A 20,854-nucleotide genomic window follows, 5' to 3' on the forward strand; every position below is an offset into this window, starting at 1 on the left:
CTTTCTCGATCGAGAGGCTCTACGTCAGTTCCTGGTCGAGGACCGCGAACAGTTCCTCGGCAGTGGCGTCGGATACATCGTCGACCGCCGCCTCGGAGTCCCGAGGTTCGGTCGGGAGGCTTGCCACGATCCCTAGTTCCTCGGTCAGAAAGGCGCCGAGAACGGCCGGGTTCGGGTAATCGAACGTCAGCGTCGTGGAGAGGCGCAACTCGGTGTCGGCCGCGAGGCGGTTCCGTACTTCCAGGGCCGCGAGCGAGTCGACGCCCATCTCCCCGAAGCCTCGATCCGGATCGACCATCGCCGAACTCGCATGACCGAGCACATCCGCGACGTGGCCGCGCACTGCTTCGATCAGCACGTCCCGCGCGTCAACGGCCGACATCGCCTTGATCCTCCCCCGTAGACCGACTGCCTCGACTGTCGCGACGCGTACCGGTTCCGGTTCTGCGAAGTGACGCAGGAGGTGAACCGACTGCTGAGTCGCCGCGACGCGCACCGGCAGCAGGACCGCAGAATCGGCCGTCAGCGCGCGGTCGAACAACGCGAGCGAATCCTCCACCGACAACGGCGCAAGTCCGTCTCGGCTCAAGCGCGCACGCTCGGTGCTGCTGAGCGTGCCGCCCATCCCGGTCTCGGTGTCCCACACTCCCCACCCCAGAGACACAGCGGGAAGACCTTCGCCGACGCGATGTTCGGCAAGGGCGTCGAGGAACCCGTTCGCCGACGCGTATGCAGCCTGGCCTGCGCCTCCGAGCACGCTCGCGGCCGACGAGAACAGCACGAACGCCGCAAGACCTCTGTCTTTCGTCAGCTCGTGTAGATGCCACGCCGCGTCGACCTTGGGTGCGAGTACCGCGGTGATGCGTTCGGCTGTAAGCGCGGTGAGGACGCCGTCGTCGAGCACGCCTGCCGCATGGACGACGGCTCCCAGGTCGTCGATCCCGTCGACCAACGCGCGGAGAGCGTCGCGATCGGTGACGTCACACGCAACCGCCTCGACACGTGAGTCGTCGAAGTCGGACACATCTCCGCCGTTTCGACCGACCAGCAGGATCCGCGACACGGAGTACTCGGCGAGTAGGTGAGCTGCGAGGATCCGGCCCAGCGTGCCCGTGCCTCCCGTGATCAGCACGGTCCCGAGCGGACCTGCCTCGGGTGAATCCGAGTGATGTTCGACGAGCCTTGGCACGAAAGCTGCTCCCCCGCGCAGCGCGATCTCGGGCTCTCCCGACGCAACTGCCGCGGACAGCACAGCAGTCGATGCAGGGTCGGCGTCGACATCCACGAGCACCAGTCGATCCGGATGCTCTGCGGCCGCCGACCGCACGAGGCCCCACACACCCGCCTGTGTGACATCGACGGGTGTATCGACCGACACCGCGGACCGGGTGGTGACGACGATGGTCTGCGGGGACGGTTCGGCGAGATGTCGCTGAAGTTCCCGAGCCACCCCTACGATCGCGTTCCGAGTGTCACCTGGGACGTCCACACCGGAGTCGGTCGGAACATCGACGACGACGAATTCTGCCGAGTCCGAGCCGAGCTCGAGTGGGGTCCACTCGACTGCATACAGGTCGCCGGGTGTCGCGCGGAGCCCGGACAACTGCTCGTCGGTGACCGTCCGCAACCGGAGACTCTCGACGGTGACGACCGGCTCCCCGTGGCTGTCCGTCAGTTCGAGCCGCACCTCGTCCTGGGTGCTGGAGGTCAGATGTAGTCGCACCTTCGTTGCCCCGGACGCATGCAGCGTGACGCCGTCCCACGCGAAGGGCAGCGCCATCACCGTTCGGTCCTGCCCGTCGAGCAGATCGATCGCGTGCAGCGTGGAGTCCAGCAGCGCCGGGTGCAGGCCGTAACCATCGGCGTCGACGTCGTCGGGAAGCGCGAGTTCGGCGTATACATCGGCGCCGTGCCGCCACGCCGACTGCAGCCCGCGGAAGGCCGGGCCGTAGTTGTAGCCCTGCGCTGCCAATTCTGCGTACGAATCCGTGATGTCGACGGCAACGGCATCCGCTGGTGGCCAGGCATCCGAGCGCCTCGGCCCGGAAGCCGCAGGAGCGATCAGGGATCCGGCTGCGTGCCGAGTCCAGCCCGCGTCCTCCGACCGAGCGTGGATGCTCACGCGTCGTGCCGAGCTCGAATCAGGTTCTGCAACAACAACTTGCACTTCGACCGAGCCTGATCGCGGAATCGCGAGAGGGCGTTCCATGACGAGGTCGGAGACCGTCGTCGGCCCGAAGCGATCACCTGCTGCGACCGCGAATTCGACGAATGCGGCCCCGGGCAGCAGCACCACGCCGCCGACAGCGTGATCAGCCAACCACGGATGTGTCTCCACCCCGATTCGCCCAGTGAATGCGATCAGCTCGCTCTCGGCCAGTTCGAGCACCGACCCGAGCATCGGGTGCACGTCGGAGTTGTCGGTCACAGCCGGTCGCGCTACGTCCGCGAGCCAGTAACGCTGTCGCTGGAACGGGTACGTCGGCAAATCCACCGACCCGGCGTTCCCGGCAACGGAATCCCACGCCACGGAAATTCCTCGAATGTGCAACGCACCGAGCGCTTTCGCGAACTCTGCCGCATCCTCGGTCTTGCGCCGCAGCAGTGGGATCACAGCGGCACGATCCGGGTCGACGAGTGAATCGTTCGTGGGAGAGGTCAATGCAGCGTCGGGTCCGATTTCGACGAAAGTTCGAACCCCGTCTGCCTCGAGTGTTGCGACCGCTTCGGCGAAGCGCACGGTGCCGCGTACTTGTGCCGACCAGTACTCGGGATCGGTCAACAGATCCGGCGTCACGGTCGTTCCGGTGAGCGTGGACACGATCGGCATGACCGGCTCGTGGAATGTCACCGTCCGTGCGGCGTCCGAGAGTCCGTGCAGCATCGGCTCCATCCGTGCGGAGTGGAACGCGTGGGACACACGCAGGCGCGTCGACCGGCGATCGGTGAAGAACGCGGCTACCCGCTCGACGGACTCCTCGTCGCCGGAGATCACCGCGGACCGTGGTGCGTTGATCGCTGCGATCGACACCGAATCGTCGAGCAATGGTGCGATCTCCGATTCGGACGCATCGAGGGCGATCATCGCGCCTCCGGAAGGAAGCGCCTGCATCCCCGACGCGCGAGCGGCGACAAGTCGGACCGCATCATCCAGGTCGAACACGCCCGCGACGTGGGCGGCGGTGAGTTCACCGATGGAGTGGCCGGCCACCACATCCGCTCGCACACCGAGGGATTCGAGCAGTCGAAACAGCGCCAGCTCGACGGCGAACAGGGCGCATTGAGTGTAGAGAGTGTCGTCCAAGCCGTCGTGGTCCCCGGACACTACCTCGGCGAGCGGCAAGTCGAGGTACCGGTCGAATCGACTGGTGACGTCGTCGAACACCGAGGCGAACACCGGATAGGTCCGACGAAGATCGTCGGCCATGCCGATGCGCTGCGCACCCTGGCCGGTGAACAGGAACGCGACACGGCCGTGTGCGGCAGTTCCGCGCACCACGCCTGCATGTGCGCGTCCCGAGACGAGTGCATCGAGGGCCGATTCCAGCTCCTGGTGGTCACGAACCACCACGGCGGCAGAGTGCGCGAGCACAGCGCGACCACGGACCGACGTAGCGGCGATGTCTCGAACATCGACCGACGGATCGATACCCGAAATCCTCTGTGCCAGATCCAGAACTGCGTCGGACGTGTGACCGGACAGCACGATCGGCAAGGGCGGAGCGTCGACAACGGGTGCCGGTGCGGACTCGACCGGATCCCCCTCCTCGATCACCACATGCGCATTGGTCCCACTGATACCGAACGACGACACCGCACCACGACGCACACCATCCACACCACCAACCCACTCCCGCGCCACCGACGCCACCTCCACCCCACCGGACCACTCCACCCGAGACGAGGGCGCACCCACATGCAACGACGCAGGCACCACCCCGAACCGCATCCCCAACACCACCTTCATCACACCCGCCACACCCGCAGCAGCCTGCGTATGACCCAGATTCGACTTCACCGAACCCAACACCAACGGCCCACCCACACGCCCACGACCATACGTCGCCAACACCGCCTGCGCCTCGATCGGATCACCCAACCGAGTCCCCGTCCCATGCGCCTCCACCACCTGCACACCCGACACACCCACACCCGCATCCACCAACGCCGCCCGAATCACCCGCTGCTGCGACGGACCGTTCGGCGCCGTCAAACCATTCGACGCACCATCGGAATTGACCGCCGAACCCCGCACCACACCCCACACCCGACGACCCGCAGCGCGCGCATCCGAAAGACGCTGCAGTAGAAGCACTCCCATTCCCTCCGCAAATCCGGCACCGTCCGCATCGTCCGAGAACGACTTGGACCGACCGTCAGGGGCGAGACCGCGCTGACGCGTGAATTCGACGAACGTTCCAGGAGAAGCCATGACGCTCACACCGCCCGCCAACGCCATCGAGCACTCACCACGACGCACCGCCTGCGCCGCCAGATGCAACGACACCAACGACGACGAACACGCCGTATCCACCGTCATCGTCGGCCCCTCCAAACCGAACGCATACGCCACCCGCCCCGACACCACACTGCCGGAGCTGCCGTTGCCGAGATAGTCCTTGATCGCGTCGGGGACCTGGCCGATACCGGATCCGTAGTCGTGGTACATCACTCCTGCGAATACGCCTGTGTCACTGCCGCGTACCGAGCGTGGATCGATTCCGGCACGTTCGAAGGCTTCCCACGACGTCTCGAGCAACAGTCGCTGTTGTGGGTCCGTCGCGAGTGCTTCGCGGGGTCCCATGCCGAAGAGGTCCGCGTCGAAATCAGCTGCGTCGTGCAAAAATCCGCCGCGTAGCGTGGATGTACGGCCCGCGAGTCCTGGTTCGGGATCGTAGATGTCGTCGAGCTTCCAACCGCGATCGTTCGGGAAGTCCGTGATGACGTCCTCGCCGTTCTCGAGCAGGCGCCATAGATCCTCGGGTGAGGAGATGCCGCCGGGGAAGCGGCAGGTCATGGCAATGATGGCGACGGCGTCGTCGTCCGATGTAGTGCTGGCCGCAGTCTCGCTCACTGGTTCGAAAACACCGTCGCCCAGAATCTCGGATTCGAGATGCGCTGCGAGCGACGCCGGATCCGGATAGTCGAACACGAGCGTCGCGGGCAAGCGCGTGCCGACCACACCACTCAGACGGTTACGAAGCTCCACCGCCGACAAGGAGTCGAAGCCCCAGTCCCTGAACGACCGCCGCGGATCGAGCACCATGTCGGATCCGTGGCCGAGGACCGACGAGACGTGCGTGCGTACGAGTTCGAGGAGCGTCGATGTGCGGTCGGCTGGTGCCATGGACCGGAGCCGGTCGGCCAACCCTGCATTCGCCGACCGAGCAGTGGATGCAGCCCGTCTGGCGGTCGGGACCAGTCCGCGGAGAACCGTCGGAACCGCGCTCGCCTCACGAAGCGCGCTCAGGTTCAATCCGATCGGGACGACGACGGGGTCTGCACCACCGAGGGCCGCGTCGAGCATCGTCAAGCCGTCGTCGGTCTGGATGGGGATCACGCCACTGCGCGCCATTCGTTCGACATCGGCGTCGGTCAGATGCCCCGTCATGCCGGTGCGTTCAGCCCAGAATCCCCATGCCAGCGACAACACCGGAAGGCCCTGTGCTGCACGAAGTCCCGCGAGGCCGTCGAGGAAACCGTTGGCTCCGCCGTAGGCACCCTGGCCTGCACCGTCGACGACGCCGGCCGCGGAGGAGAACAGCACGAATCGTGCGAGGTTCATCTCTGCGGTCAGCACATGAAGGTTCCATGCGACGTCGACTTTCGGGCGCAGCACACGATCGACTCGCTCGGGATCGACCCCGGTGACGAGCCCGTCGTCGAGCACTCCGGCGAGGTGGTAGATGCCGGTCAGCGGATGCGCCGACGGTACGGCGTCGATCACCGCGGCCAGCGCGGTCCGGTCTGCGGCGTCGCAGGCTGCGGCCCCGACGTGGGCATCGTGCTCGGCCGCGAACTCCGCAATCTCCGCGGGCACCTCTCCCTTGCGTGAGACGAGCAGGATGTGGCGGAGCCCGTCGTGTGCGATCAGATGGCGAACAAGGGCAATGCCGAGTCCACCGGAGCCTCCGACCACCAGCACGGTTCCGTTCGAATCGATCGGCTGCGCAACCGCATTCGCTCCGTCTACCGCGACCAACCTCGGAACGCGGAGTGAGCCGTCTCGGATCGCGAGCTCGGGTTCACCCGAGCCGACGGCTCCGGCAACGGCGTCGTCGTCGGTTCCGGCAGGCGCGTCGACGAGAACGATCACGCCCGGGTTCTCGGCCTGAGCGGTTCGCACGAGCCCCCACACCGCTGCCGCTACGGGCGACACGGACTCTCCCGCACACGACACACCCTCGCTCGTGCGGACGACCAGCAGCGGAGAGTCGGTGTCCGCTGCCGCGCGCAACAGCGGAACGAGTCGGTCGAATTCACTGCGTACCGAGCGCACCGGATCGATGTCGTCGGGCGTGACGGTGACGATCTCGAGTGCCCGATCGGACGCAGCCGACTGCGGCACCGACTGCCAGTCGAGCCTGTAGAGATTCTCCGTCCCTCGAGTGGCTGCGACGTCGGACGAATCGACGACCCGCGACACGAGCGCCCCCACCGTCGCGACCGGCGCTCCTGTCGCGTCGGCCAGGTCGAGGGACAGTGTGCTGGTGCCGCGAGCGCGCACCCTCAACGACATTGCGCCACCGGCATGCACGGTCACGTCCGACCATACGAACGGAAGCTCGACTCCATCGTTCGAGTCCGCGAGAAAGCCGACATGCAGAGCGGCATCGAACAATGCCGGGTGCAGCACGTGCGTCCCCGCATCCACGGGCAGATCCACCTCGGCGAACACCTCGTCGCCGCGTCGCCATGCAGCCCGTAGGCCACGGAACGCTGGCCCGTAGTCGTGGCCGCGTTCGGCCAATGCGTCGTACAGGCCGTCGAGGGGAACCTGCTCGGCGCCGGCAGGCGGCCATTGCCCGAAGTCGAAGCGCGGCACACTGGGCACGTCCGTCGCGAGTACGCCGGACGCGTGCCGAACCCACGTGGTGCCACCGTCTGCGCGTCCGTGCACCGACACCGACCGGTCGCCGCTGCCGTCGGCCTCGTCGACACGAATCTGAATGTCGACGCCCGAGCCTACGATCACCGGCGCTTCGAGGGTCAGCTCCGACAGATGCCGCGCGCCGACGCGGTCCGCGGCTGCGATCACCAGGTCCACCAGGGCGGTGCCCGGCAGAAGTACGGTGCCTGCGACACCATGGTCAGCGATCCACTCGGGTGAGTCCTGGCGGACCCTGCCGGTGAAGATCGTCGCGCCGCCACCTGCCGCGGCGATCTCGCCGACCAGTATGGGGTGATCGAGTCGGTCGATACCGATGGCACTCGGATCACCGGCGGCTGCAACGGCATTCGGTAGCCAGAAGCGGCTGCGGTCGAATCGGTAGGTGGGTACGTCGACGACCGAGGCCGACAGCCCGTCGAATGCTGGGGCCCAATCGACGCGAACTCCGCGAACCCAGGCCTCGGCCAGCGCTTCGGTCCAGCGCGTTCCGGCGCCTTCGTCTCGACGGAGTGAGGACTGCGCCGTGACGTCGCGACCTCGCGCATCCGCGGTTTCCTCGATCCCGGCGACCAACACCGGATGCGGGCTGCATTCGACGAACACGCCGTAGTCGGCGTCGAGCAAAGCACCTGTGGCGTCGGCGAATCGTACTGTGCCGCGCAGATTCTCGTACCAGTACTCCGCGCCGAGCGTTGCAGTGTCGATTGGCCCGCCGGTGACCGTGGAGTAAAAGGGAATCGGCGACGACGACGCGTTTATGCCGGCGAGGTCGGTCAGCACTCGCGCGCGGATCGATTCCACATGCGCCGAATGCGACGCGTAGTCGACGGGTAGGCGTTTGATGCGGATGTTCTCGGCGGCGAGCGTTGTCGCGAGCTCATCGATCGACTCGGTGTCACCGGACACGACGACGGACGATGCACCGTTGACGGCCGCAATCGACACTCCGCTGCGCGAGGCCAGTTGGGTTTCCACGTCGGCGAGCGGCAGTCCGACGGACAGCATCGCTCCGCGCCCGCTGAGGTCCTCGGCGATGGCTCGACTACGCAGCGCGACCACGCGGGCCCCGTCGTCGAGCGCCAGTGCACCGACAACACACGCAGCCGCGATCTCGCCCTGCGAATGGCCGATGACCGCGGCGGGTTCGACTCCGTAAGCGCGCCACAGCGCGGCGAGTGACACCATGACCGCCCACAGTGCGGGTTGCACGACCCCGACACGCTCGAGGGCGTCGGCGTCGCACAGCAGTTCCAGTAGTGGACGGTCCAGGTACGGCGCGAGAGCAGCCGCGCATCGGTCGAGTTCGCTCGCGAAGATCGGTGATTCTCGGTGCAGGTCCGATGCCATCGACACCCACTGCGACCCCTGGCCGGGGAAGACGAATGCGACTCGTGAGTCTCGCGCGCTGCGTCCGGTGATGACATGCGGCGCGTCGAATCCCCCGGCGAGTGCGCCGAGGCCGGCAACCGCCGATGCGGAGTCGACGCCGAGGACGACGGCGCGGTGTTCGAAACCGGCGCGAGTAGTCGCCGCGGACAACGCGACGTCGGCGAGCCGTGCGGATTCGAGTCTCTCGGCAAAGCTCGACGCGGACGACCGAAGCGCTCCGATCGTGCGCGCGGACAGCGCAATCGGAAGCACACGGTCACCGCCTTCGACCTCGTCTGCGGGCTCGAGGTGCGGAACGCCTTCGACGATGACGTGCGCGTTGGTACCGCTGATCCCGAACGACGACACAGCAGCGCGACGCGTTCCGTCGAGCTCGGGCCATTCCCTGGCCTCGGTCAGCAGCTCGACCGCTCCCGCAGACCAGTCGATACGGTCCGATCGCTCGTCGGCGTGCAACGTGCGCGGCATACGACCGTTGCGCATCGCCATGACCAGCTTGATGATGCCGGCGACACCGGCAGCGGCCTGCGTGTGCCCGATGTTCGACTTGATCGAACCCAGGTGCAACGCCTCGCCGCTACGGTCGCGGCCGTACGTCGCTAGGAGGGCCTGCGCTTCGATCGGATCGCCGAGCGGAGTCCCGGTGCCGTGCGCTTCCACCACCTGAATCGCCGACGGAGTCAGCCGCGCATCCGCCAGCGCATGACCGATGACTCGCTGCTGGGAGGGTCCGTTGGGGGCTGTCAGTCCGTTCGATGCACCGTCCTGATTGATTGCGCTGCCGCGCAGCACTCCCAGTACCTGATGACCGTTCTTGCGCGCGTCCGACAGCTTCTCGAGGAGTAGGAGACCAGCGCCTTCACCCCAGCCCGTCCCGTCGGCAGATGCGGCAAAGGACTTGCACCGACCATCGGCCGCGAGGCCACCCTGACGGGAGAAGTCGACGAACGTATCGGGCGTCGACATCACGGTCACACCACCGGCGAGGGCCAGCGTGCACTCACCTCGCCGCAGTGCCTGCGCGGCGAGGTGGACCGCGACAAGCGACGACGAGCATGCCGTGTCGATACTGACGGCTGGACCTTCGAGCCCGAGTACGTACGACACCCGCCCCGACGCCACCGACCCCAGGTTTCCGTTACCGAGGTAGCCCTCGACCCCTTCTGGAACTTCCGTCAGCCACGTGCCGTAGTCGTGATACATGATGCCGGTGAACACACCGGTCCTGCTGCCGCGCAACGTACTCGGATCGAGCCCTCCGCGCTCGAATGCCTCCCACGCCACTTCGAGAAGCAAACGTTGCTGCGGATCCATCGCGACGGCTTCACGCGGTGAGATCCCGAAGAAGTCGGCGTCGAACTCCGACGCGTCGTAGAGGAATCCGCCGAGGGCGACGTGAGTGCGGCCGGGTGTCGCGGGGTCGGGATCGTACAGATTCTCGATGTCCCACCCGCGGTCGGTCGGAAAGCCGCCTACTGCATCGGTTTCCCCGTCCACGAGGTCCCACAGCTCCTCGGGTGTGGTCACACCGCCCGGGTAGCGGCAACTCATGGACACGATTGCGATGGGCTCGCTGACTACGTTCTCGGCAGCAGTGCTCAGGGCCTTGTTGCGCTCCCGTAACCGTTCGTTCTCCAGCATCGATTCACGTAGGGCTGCGACGATCTGTTCGACGGATGTGTCCACGGTGGCTCGTCACTCCTCGTTCGGTGGGGTCTCTCGCCTACCCAGTGCAGCGCGCACCAGGTCGGCAACGTTCATGTCGGCGATAGAGCGCTCGGTCTCGGATTCGATCGTCTCGCTTTGTGCGGCAACTGGTTCCGCCAGTTCCATCAGCGTGTCCAGCAGTCCTGCGGTACGCAGCCTGTCGAGCGGGATGGTCGCCAACAGTTCTCGCACGTTCGCGTCGTCGTCCGGTCTGTCGTGATTCCGCGGTTCCGGCGCGAGAAGTTCCAGCAGATGATCGGCCAGCGCCGCGGGGGTGGCGTAGTCGAACGTCAGCGTCGACGGCAGGGTCCGTCCGGTTACGGCGGTGAGGCGGTTCCGAAGCTCAACGGCTGCAAGTGAATCGAATCCCACCTCGGTGAACGCCCGTGCCGGGTCGACAGTATCGGGCCCATCGTGACCGAGTACACCTGCGACCTCGGTGCGTACCGCGCGAAGGACCGTGTGCAGTCGATCGGCCTCGGCGACGGTGACCAAACGATCGGCCAATGTGACTGCGGCGACGGGCTGCTGCCGGGCCGGTTGCGCCCGAACGAGTGAGCGCAATGCCGGCGGCAGCGACGCTGGTTCCCCGCGCAACGCCGTCGGATCCAGCTGGACAGGCACCGGCGCGACCAGCGCACTGCGCACGACCTCGTCGAACAGTGCGAGCCCGGATGCTGTGTCCATCGCGGCCATGCCCGAGCGTGCGATGCGTCGTAGGTCGGCCTCGGCGAGGGTGGTTCCCATCCCGACCCCGCTCCACAGTCCCCACGCCGGTGCGACTGCCGCAAGTCCGAGCGCGCGCCGCCTACTCGCGAGATGTTCGACGGCCAGGTTCGCAGCTGCGTAGTTGCCCTGCGCGGTGGCGTCGACAACGGCTGCGACGGAGGAGAACATCACGAAATGTGCGAGCTCTCGATCGAGCGTGAGCTCGTGCAGGTTCCAGGCTGCGTCCAGCTTCGGGCGGAGCACCGTGTCGATGCGCTCTGCTGTCAGGTCGGTCACGAGAGCGTCGTCGAGCACTCCGGCCGCATGCACGATGCTGTCTATCCGATGCTCGTCGAGCAGGGCTGCCGCCTCGGACCGTACGGAGACGTCGCATCGCACCAGCGTGACGTCGGCACCCGCCGAGGTGAGGTCGGCCACCAGATCCGCTGCACCCGGCGTCTCGGCGCCGCGACGACCGACCAGAACCAATGAGCGGACATCGTGATGGTCGACGAGGTGTCGCGCGACGAGTGCGCCGAGGCCGCTGATTCCGCCGGTGACCAGGACGGTCCCCCAGGCAAGAACCGGCTCGAGTTCGTCGGACTGTGATGCCGGCACGAGCCTCGGCACCCCGATCCCCCCGTCGCGCAACACGATTTCGGGTTCACCGAGGTCCACGACGGCGTGCGGCAACGGCCACGACGGACCGGAACCGACGTCCACGAGGACCACGCGGCCCGGATTCTCCGCTGCAGCCGCACGTACGAGCCCGCGGACCGCCGCATCGGATGCACTGTCGCCCACGACGACCACGAGAGTCGATTCTGCCGACTGTGCATCGGCGAGGAACGGTTGCAGAACGGCCAACGCCTGGTCGACCGCCGCTCTGATCGCGGTCGGCGAATTGTCGTCGGAACGAGGCGCCGACCACACTGCCACTCGCCCAACACTATTGGCTATGAGAGACGGCCACGTGTCCAGCCGCGTCCAGTTCTCGGTTCCCGCCGTGGACCGAGATGCCGTCGTCAGTGGCACGGTGGCGAGTGTGTACAGCACCGGTCGACGCGGCGCTCCGAGCCGCCCTGCCGGTACCGGTCGGGTCCGGTAAGACCCCACTGTCGCGACGGGTCGGCCCGTGGCATCGGTGAGGTCGATACGTACACCGTCACCCGTCCCGACACGCGATACCCGTGCCCGGACGCTGCGGCCACTTCTCGGACCGTGCACCTGCACGTGCTGCCACGCGAAGGGGAGTTCGACCTCGCCCTCACCTGCCGCGGAATCTCCGTCCAAGAACGTGGTGCAGTGCAATGCCGCATCGAGCAGCGCCGGGTGTAGAGCGAAGCGCGTCGTCGCGGTCTCCTCGGTGGCCGGCAGTTCGAGGTCCGCCACCACTGTGTTGCCGTCACGCCACGCGGCGCGCACTCCTCGGAAGATCGGGCCGTACTCGTATCCGGCGTCAGCCATCGTGTCGTACAGGTCGCTCACGTCGATCGGTTCTGCGTCCTGCGACAAGTCGACAGATGTCGGCGTAGTGCCCTCGGCCCTCGAGGCGGACAAGTGTCCGGTTGCATGCCTGATCCACCCGTCCTCGTCATGTGGGCGTGAGTAGATCTCCACGACACCATCGGGATCCGCGACGACCTGCACGACCACCGAACCGCCGTCGCCGACGACAAGAGGCGCTTCGAGAGTGAGCTCGTCGACAACGGGAAGATCCACCGTCTCGCCAGCGGTGATCGCCAGTTCGACGAGTGAAGCACCGGGCAGCATTTTCGTGCCGAGGACTGCATGCTCGCCGAGCAAAGGCGTCGTCGACGGTGAAAGTCGGCCTGTCAGAAGGACTTCTCCCGATCCTGCTCGACGCACCAGCGCACCCACCAACGGGTGGTCCAGCTCGGTCTGGCCCATACCTGCCGCGTCACCGCGACGCTCGGGCGCCGCCAACCAGTAGCGTCTGCGCTGGAACGGATACGTCGGGAGTGTGACCGGTGCGCCCGGCGCCCCCCAGTTCACTTCGTGCCCCGCGCACCACACCGCGCCGATTCCCGCCAGCAACTCTCGGACCTCCGGGCGTTCGCCGCGCGCGACGGAGGCCAGTGTCACGTCGTCGCGGTCCTCGAGGCACCCGCGGGCCATCGCGGTCAGCACTGCGTCGGGTCCGATTTCCAGGTACGTCGTCGTGCCGCGTGCGTCGAGAGTGGCGACGGCGTCGGCGAAGCGCACCGTCCCACGCGCGTGATTCACCCAGTACGATGCATCGCGCGCCTCGTCCGCCGTGAGAAGCTTTCCGGTACGGGTCGATACGATCGGGATCTCGGGAGCGTGCGCTGGTACGGCGCGCACGACGGCGGCGAATTCCTCGAGCATCGGATCCATCGCCGACGAGTGAAAGGCGTGCGAGACGGTCAGTCGCTTCGACTTGGCGAAGTGTTCTGCCGCAGCAAGAACGGCGTCCTCCCCGCCGGAGAGCACCACGGACTCCGGACCGTTCACAGCGGCGAGGTTCACCTCATCCGTGAGGTGAACGGACGAATCCTCCTCGGATGCCCGCACTGCAACCATTGCACCACCGACCGGAAGGGCACCCATCAACCGACCGCGGGCAGCCACGATGTGCGCGGCGTCGGCGAGCGACCACACTCCGGCTACGTGCGCGGCTGCGAGCTCGCCGATGGAATGTCCGGCCAGATGATCCGGCGTGACACCGAACGACGTCACGGTTCGGTAGAGCGCGACCTGCACGGCGAACAACGCCGCCTGGGTGTACTCCGTCTCGTCGAGAAGATCGAATCGATCTCCCAGGACGACGGATGCGAGCGGCACCGCCAGTGAACGATCGAGGTGCTCGGCGGCCTCGTCGAAGGCGGAAGCGAACACCGGGAACGTGGGGTACCAGGATCGGGCCATCGACGCATGCTGCGATCCTTGCCCGGAGAACAGGAATGCGAGCCCGCCGGTCCGCTCCTGCCCGACAACCGTCACGGGGCTGTTGCCGTCTCCGTGTCCGAGAGCATCGAACGCTGTTGCGGCACTGCCGTGATCGGTGGCGAGGACGACCGCGCGATGGGTGAGCGCAGCTCTCGTCGCACCGAGCGCTGCAGCGACATCCGTCAGCGCTGTGGTGCGAAGATCGCCGTCCAATGCGCGAGCAAGTCGATCGGCCGCGCTCCGAACAGCATCCGCGTCGTGACCGGAAATCGGTAGCAGAACTGGACTACCATCGACCCGTTCAGGTTCCGCTACAACAGGTTCGGGCATTCCCTCGACGATGACGTGCGCGTTGGTGCCGCTGATACCGAACGACGACACAGCCCCGACACGTCGGCCGTGGACCTGGGCCCACGGCTTTGACTCCGTCAGCAGTTCGACCGATCCTCCGTCCCAGTCGACTTGATCGGACGGCGAATCTACGTGCAGTGTGCGCGGCATCCGGCCGTGCTGCATGGCCATGACGAGCTTGATGATGCCTGCGACGCCCGCCGCGGCCTGGGTGTGCCCGATGTTCGACTTGATGGACCCCAGTTGCAACGCCGCGCCCGTACGGTCGCGGCCGTAGGTGGCGAGGAGGGCCTGCGCCTCGATGGGATCACCGAGCGTCGTTCCCGTGCCGTGGCCTTCGACGACTTGAACGTCGCCCGTCGTCAACCGCGCATCGGCCAGAGCCGAGCGGATGACGCGTTGCTGTGACGGGCCGTTCGGCGCCGTCAGTCCATTGGAGGCTCCGTCCTGGTTGACAGCACTGCCGCGAAGGATGCCCAGCACACGGTGACCGTTTGCTTCGGCGTCGGACAAACGCTCCAGCAACAGCATTCCTGCACCTTCACCCCACCCTGTTCCGTCGGCTGCTGCGGCAAAGGACTTGCACCGGCCGTCGGCCGCGAGGCCGCCCTGACGGGAGAAATCGACGAACGTATCGGGCGTCGACATCACGGTCACACCACCGGCAAGTGCCAACGTGCACTCACCTCGCCGCAGCGCTTGTGCCGCGAGATGCATCGACACCAGCGACGACGAGCACGCCGTGTCGACGGTCAGTGCCGGGCCTTCGAGACCGAGGACGTAGGCGACGCGGCCGGAGACGACCGAGCCCAGTGTGCCGTTACCCAGGTACGCGGCGACGTCGGCGGGCGGATCGGTGAGCCAGGTTCCGTAGTCGTGGTACATGACGCCCGCGAACACACCGGTGTCGCTGCCGCGCAACGAGATCGGATCGATACCCGCGCGTTCGAATGCCTCCCACGACAGTTCGAGGAGTAGACGCTGCTGCGGGTCCATCGCAATTGCTTCGCGAGGTGACACTCCGAAGAAGTCGGCATCGAACTGCGCTGCGTCGTAGAGAAAGCCGCCTTCGTTGGCGTAGGTCTTCCCCGGTGTTCCCGGCTGCGGGTCGTAGAGGCCCTCGGTGTCCCATCCTCGGTCGTCGGGGAATGCGCCGACGCCGTCGATCTCACCGTCGACGAGATTCCAGAGGTCCTCTGGAGATACCACGCCCCCTGGATAGCGGCAGCTCATGGCCACGATGGCGATCGGCTCGTCGTCGCGCACGGGTACCGCCGCAACCGATTCCTCGCCGTCGTCGCCGCCGAACAAGGTATCCAGGATCAGAGTCGTCAGGCGAGCAGGCGTCGGGTGATCGAACAGCAGGGTGGCAGGCAACCGTAGGCCGGTGACGGCCGTCAGCCGGTTACGCAGTTCGACGGCCGAGAGCGAGTCGAATCCGATGTCCGTGAACGCTCGACCCGGGGCGATCGCGTCGGCATCGTCGTGCTGCAGGACGGCCGCGACTTCGGACCGAACCAGCTCGGAGACCGCTCGTTCACGATCCGATTCCGACAGCGCCAGCAGCGCATTCGGCTCTCGGTCGGATCCTGTATCGGCTGTGTGTCGTGCAACCCGTGGCCGTACGAGATCCGCGAGCAGCGGAGGAATGCCGTCTGGCCGTGCGCGAATGGCTGCGACATCGAGCTCGACTGGCACCACACGTGTCAGACCGGACGATACTGCCGCGTCGAACAAGTCGAGCGACTGCGGAGCGGACAGGCCTGGAACACCGAGTCGTGCGATCCGGGCCAGCGCACTCTCGTCCAGGACACTGCCCATCCCGACCGGCTCGGCCCACAGTCCCCACGCCAGGGACAAGGCGGGCAGCCCGGCATCGCGACGAGACTGTGCCAGTTCTTCGACGAAGGCATTGGCGGCGGCGTAGTTCCCCTGGCCCGCGCCGTCGAGATGCGCAGCCAGCGAGGAGAACACGACGAATGCGCGAAGCGGAAACTCCAGCGACGCCTGGTGCAAATTCCACGCGCCGACAGCCTTGGCGCGGAACACCTCCGAGGTTGACTCCGCATCGAGGGTGCCTATCACTCCGTCGCGGACGATGCCCGCGGCGTGGACGACCGAGTCGATGTGGTGACGTTGGAACAATTCATGCACGGAAGTGTCGTCGGCTACGTCGCACTTCTCCACGGTGATGTCGGCCTGCTCGGAGAGGAAGGCCGGTATCGACTCCCGCGTCGCACTGCGCCCGACGAGAATCAGCGAGCGCACGCCGTGTCGCTCTATCAGGTGCTGAGCCAAAAGTGCACCCACGCCACCGAGTCCACCGGTGATCAAGACTGTGCCCCAGTCGAGCTCGGTTCCACCGACATCGGCGGCGGTCGACAGACGTGGAACGAGCAGTGCGCCTGCCTCGATCCTGACGACCGGTTCACCCGACGCCACCACTCGACGCGCGTCTTCGATGGAGATCGAATCCGAACTCTCCACGAGTACGACGCTGCCCGGATCCTCGGCCTGCGCTGCGCGGACGAGTCCGCGGACCGCAGCGCCGGCCGCACCGGTGCCGGTACGTAGCACCAGGAGCCCGGGAGACGAGTGTTGCTGCAGCGTAGCCAAAGCCGACAGGGTCGATTCGAGGGCCCCGCCCGCAGTGTCGTTCTCGGCAGCGATGTCGACAACCTCGACGTCGAGTTCGTCGACTCCCTTCGGTTCCGCCAACTCCCGGTAGTCCACCGTGTGCAGCGCGGTCGACGTGGTGAGGGGACGGGACACCAGTCGCTCGATCTGCCCGACGGGACGGCCGTCGACATCGTAGAAGTTCAGGCTCAGGCCGGCGTCGGTTCGCCTGATGTGTACACGAAGACGTCGTGCACCGATCGTGTACAGCCGAACGCCGGTCCACGCGAACGGCACGCGCACATCGGTGCTGTCGCCGGTCTCGAGATCGGCAGCGTGGAGAGCCGCATCGAGCAGGGCCGGATGGATGCCGAAACCTGCGGACTCGACGCCCGCAGGCAGAGCCACCTCGGCGAACCGCTCGTCGCCTCGCTTCCATGCGACACGCAAGCCCTGGAAGGTGGGTCCGTACTCGTAGCCCTCGTCGGCGAGGTCGTCGTAGACGCCGGTGATGTCGATGGGCTCGGCGCCCGCGGGTGGCCACGCGTCCCCCGTCACAGCAGAAGAGCCGGTCACTGCAGAAGAACTGCCGGCGGACAGGACGCCGACCGCATGCGCGCTCCAGCCTTCCTCGTCACCCACGCGCGAATGCACGGTCACGCCACACCGGCCGCCCGTGTCGGCGGCGCCCACCACCACCTGAACCGCAACCACCGAGTCCTCGCCGAGAACGAGGGGGGCACCGAGAGTGAGTTCGTCGACGGCGTCGACCCCTACCGAAGCACCGGCTGCGAGTGCAAGATCCACCAACGCGGTTCCAGGAACGAGCAGGCGCCCGCCGATGGCATGGTCGGCGAGCCACGGGTGTGTTCGAGTGGACAGCACTCCCGTCCACACCACCGAATCGGTTCCGACCGGTGCTGCGGCCGTGAGCAGAGGATGTCCGGTGGGTCGCTGGCCGAACGCGGTGGGATCGCTACTGCGCGACGGATCCATCCAGAAGCTCGTTCGCGCGAAGGGGTAGGTCGGCAAGTCCACCCGATGGGCGGCAACCGAGTCGAAATACATTCCCCGAGCGGCAATCCCACCTCGTGTGAACACCGTGGCCGCCGCGCCCACTACCTCGAAAACCTCGGAGCGGTCACGTCGCAGTGCGGCGACGAAACCGATGTCGGCAGCGTCGACCGCGCTCGCACCGAGGCCGGTCAGGATGCCGTCGGGACCGAGCTCGAGGAAAGTGCGGACGCCGGACCCGACGAGTTCGGTCACCGCGTCGTCGAATCGGACGGCCGCGCGAATGTGGCGCACCCAGTACTCGGGAGTCGCGATGTCCGCGCCGATCGAGGCTCCCGTCACCGTCGACACGATCGGGTACGTCGGGGCCGAGTAGTCGAGAATCCTTGCCATGCGTTCGAATTCGACCAGGATCGGTTCCATCGCAGGCGAGTGGAAGGCATGAGACACACGGAGCTGCTTCACCTCACGGCCCCGTGCGGACAACACGTCGGTGATCGCAGTGACTTCGTCGGCCCTGCCGGACAGCACTATCGACGCGGGGCCGTTGACGGCAGCGATATCGACACCCTCGGTCAGCAGTGGACGCACCTCGTCCTCGGGTGCTCGCACGGCTGCCATCGACCCGCCGTCGGGAAGCGCCTGCATCAACCGCGCGCGGGTGGTGACGAGAATTGCCGCGTCCGACGCCGCGAGAACTCCTGCCACGTGTGCGGCGGCGATCTCGCCGATGGAATGCCCGGCCAGGTAATCCGGCTGCACGCCCCAACTGTCGACGAGCCGGAACAAGGCCACCTCGACGGCGAAGATGGCGGGTTGCGCGTACTCGGTGCGGTCGAGCAACGACGCTCGCTCGGTGCCGGGGGCGGCGAACAACACGTCGTAGAGCGGGGTGGGCAGGAACAGATCGAGATGGCCGGCGATGGTGTCGAGTGCGTCGGCGAACACCGGAAAGGTCTGGTAGAGGTCACGGCCCATGGCCGCGCGCTGGCTACCCTGCCCGGTGAAGAGGACGGCAAGTGCTCCCCCTGCGACATCGTGGCCGAGGAGTGCTCCCGACGCAATGTCCGTCAACACCGAATGCAACTCGGCAGGCGACGATGCGACTCCGACACGATGCCCGAACGCTGCACGCGTCGTAGCAGCGGAAAACGCGATGTCGACAGCGTTGTCGTCGGTGGTCACGGCAGCCAGCTCGGCAGCGAGCGCCCGCAGGGCAGTCGGGTTGTGCGCGGACAGGTAGAGCGGAACAACCGGCGGCACAACAGCCTTCGGCGGCAGTGCGTCACCGTCGGGTGACTCGGTCGCTCCTGCAGGCTCCGCGCCCGCGTCTGCTTCCTCGAGAATCAGATGCGCATTGGTTCCGCTGAGCCCGAACGAGGACACTCCTGCGCGACGAGGTCGGTCTAAGGACTCCCACTCCTGCTGTTCGGATGCCAGTTCCACTGTGCCCGAGGACCAATCCACGTGCGGTGTGGGTGCATCGATACCGCGTGTGCGAGGAACGACACGGTGATTCAACGCCATGATCATCGAGATCATGCCGGTCACTCCTGCTGCACCCTGGGTGTGGCCGAGTACGGACTTGACCGATCCCAGCAACAGCGGCCGGTCGGCAGTGCGATCGCGTCCATAGGTGGCAAGGATCGCGTTGGCCTCGATCGGATCGCCGAGGGTGGTTCCTGTGCCGTGTGCTTCGACGACGTCGACCTCTGACGACGTCAGGCCCGAGTTCGCGAGTGCCTGACGAATCACTCGCCTCTGCGCCGGTCCGCTGGGCGCGGTCAGTCCGTTGCTTGCCCCGTCGGAATTGACGGCCGATCCTTTGATCACTGCGAGCACCGGGTGACCCGCACGCAGCGCGTCGGACCGCCGTTCCAGTACCAGAACGCCGACGCCCTCGGAGAATCCGGTGCCGTCGGCTGCAGCGGCGAACGGCTTGCACACTCCGTCCTGGGCGAGACCGCGCTGACGGCTGAAGGCAGTGAAGACTCCGGGCCCGCCCATGACGGCAGCACCGCCTGCGAGCGCGAGGGAGGATTCTCCACTGCGCAGCGACTGGCAGGCGAGGTGCACGGCGACGAGTGCCGCCGAGCACGCGGTGTCGACGGTGATCGCGGGACCCTCGGTACCGAATGCGTACGCGACACGGCCGGAAATCAAGCTGGGCGCATTACCTGTCATCAGGTAGGCGTCCATACCGTCGGGCGCGTCGTGCAGACGCGGGCCGTACTCCCCTGCCTCTGCGCCGAAGAACATCCCGGCCTGCGTACCGCGGATCGTCGTGGGATCGATACCCGCGCGTTCGAGTGATTCCCACGCGCAGTGGAGAACCAGGCGCTGCTGCGGATCCATCGCACGAGCTTCCCGCGGCGCGATACCGAAGAACTCGGCATCGAATGCCGTTGCGTCGTCCAAGAATCCACCGCGTCGGGTGTATGTGGTTCCTGCCGTCTCGGGGTCGTCGTCGAACAGGGACTGCAGATCCCAGCCGCGATCCGACGGGAATTCCGACAGTACGTCCACGTCCTCGGTGACGACGCGCCACAGGTCTTCCGGTGACGACACCCCACCCGGGTAACGGCAACCGATGCCGACCACGACGATGGGGTCGTCGTGGTCGCTGATCGCTGCGCTGGGCTCCGGCTCTGCCGATGACTCGATTCCACCGGAAGTCACGGCGTCCAGAATCGCCGAAACCAACTTCTCGGGCGTGGGATGGTCGTAGGCGACGGTCACGTCGAGCGTCAGCCCTGTAGCGGCGACGAGGCGGCGGTGCAGCTCCAGTGCCGCGAGCGAGTCTATTCCGAGTTCCCGCAACGGCATCGCTGGATCCCATGCGAGCTGCACGTCGGTCTCTGCGGACCGCGCCGCCGACAGAGCTGCTGCGGCGCACTCACGCACCACGTCCGAGACGATCCTGCGGCGATCCGATCCCGTGGATCCCGCCAACGATTCTTCGAGACTCATGCAGTATCCCCACGTCGGCATCGACAACTGTTAGGTTTCACCGTAGGAGTGGGGGTG

The 20,854-nt window shown here is 66.6% G+C and carries 2 protein-coding genes; both read right to left on the reverse strand.

Annotated elements, in window-relative coordinates:
• Positions 1 to 19 precede the first annotated feature (19 nt).
• Entirely contained in the window at positions 20 to 10,186 is a 10,167-nt protein-coding gene (locus CH292_RS03035) for a type I polyketide synthase (protein ID WP_094653961.1), read from the reverse strand.
• Between the two features lie 9 nt (positions 10,187 to 10,195).
• Positions 10,196 to 20,797: a type I polyketide synthase gene (locus CH292_RS03040; RefSeq protein WP_218830162.1), complete on the reverse strand. Its 10,602-nt coding sequence runs from the start codon at positions 20,795 to 20,797 to the stop codon at positions 10,196 to 10,198.
• Positions 20,798 to 20,854: the final 57 nt, after the last annotated feature.

Origin of the sequence: Rhodococcus sp. 14-2470-1a (assembly GCF_002259425.1) — a bacterium.
GTDB lineage: Bacteria > Actinomycetota > Actinomycetes > Mycobacteriales > Mycobacteriaceae > Rhodococcoides > Rhodococcoides fascians_E.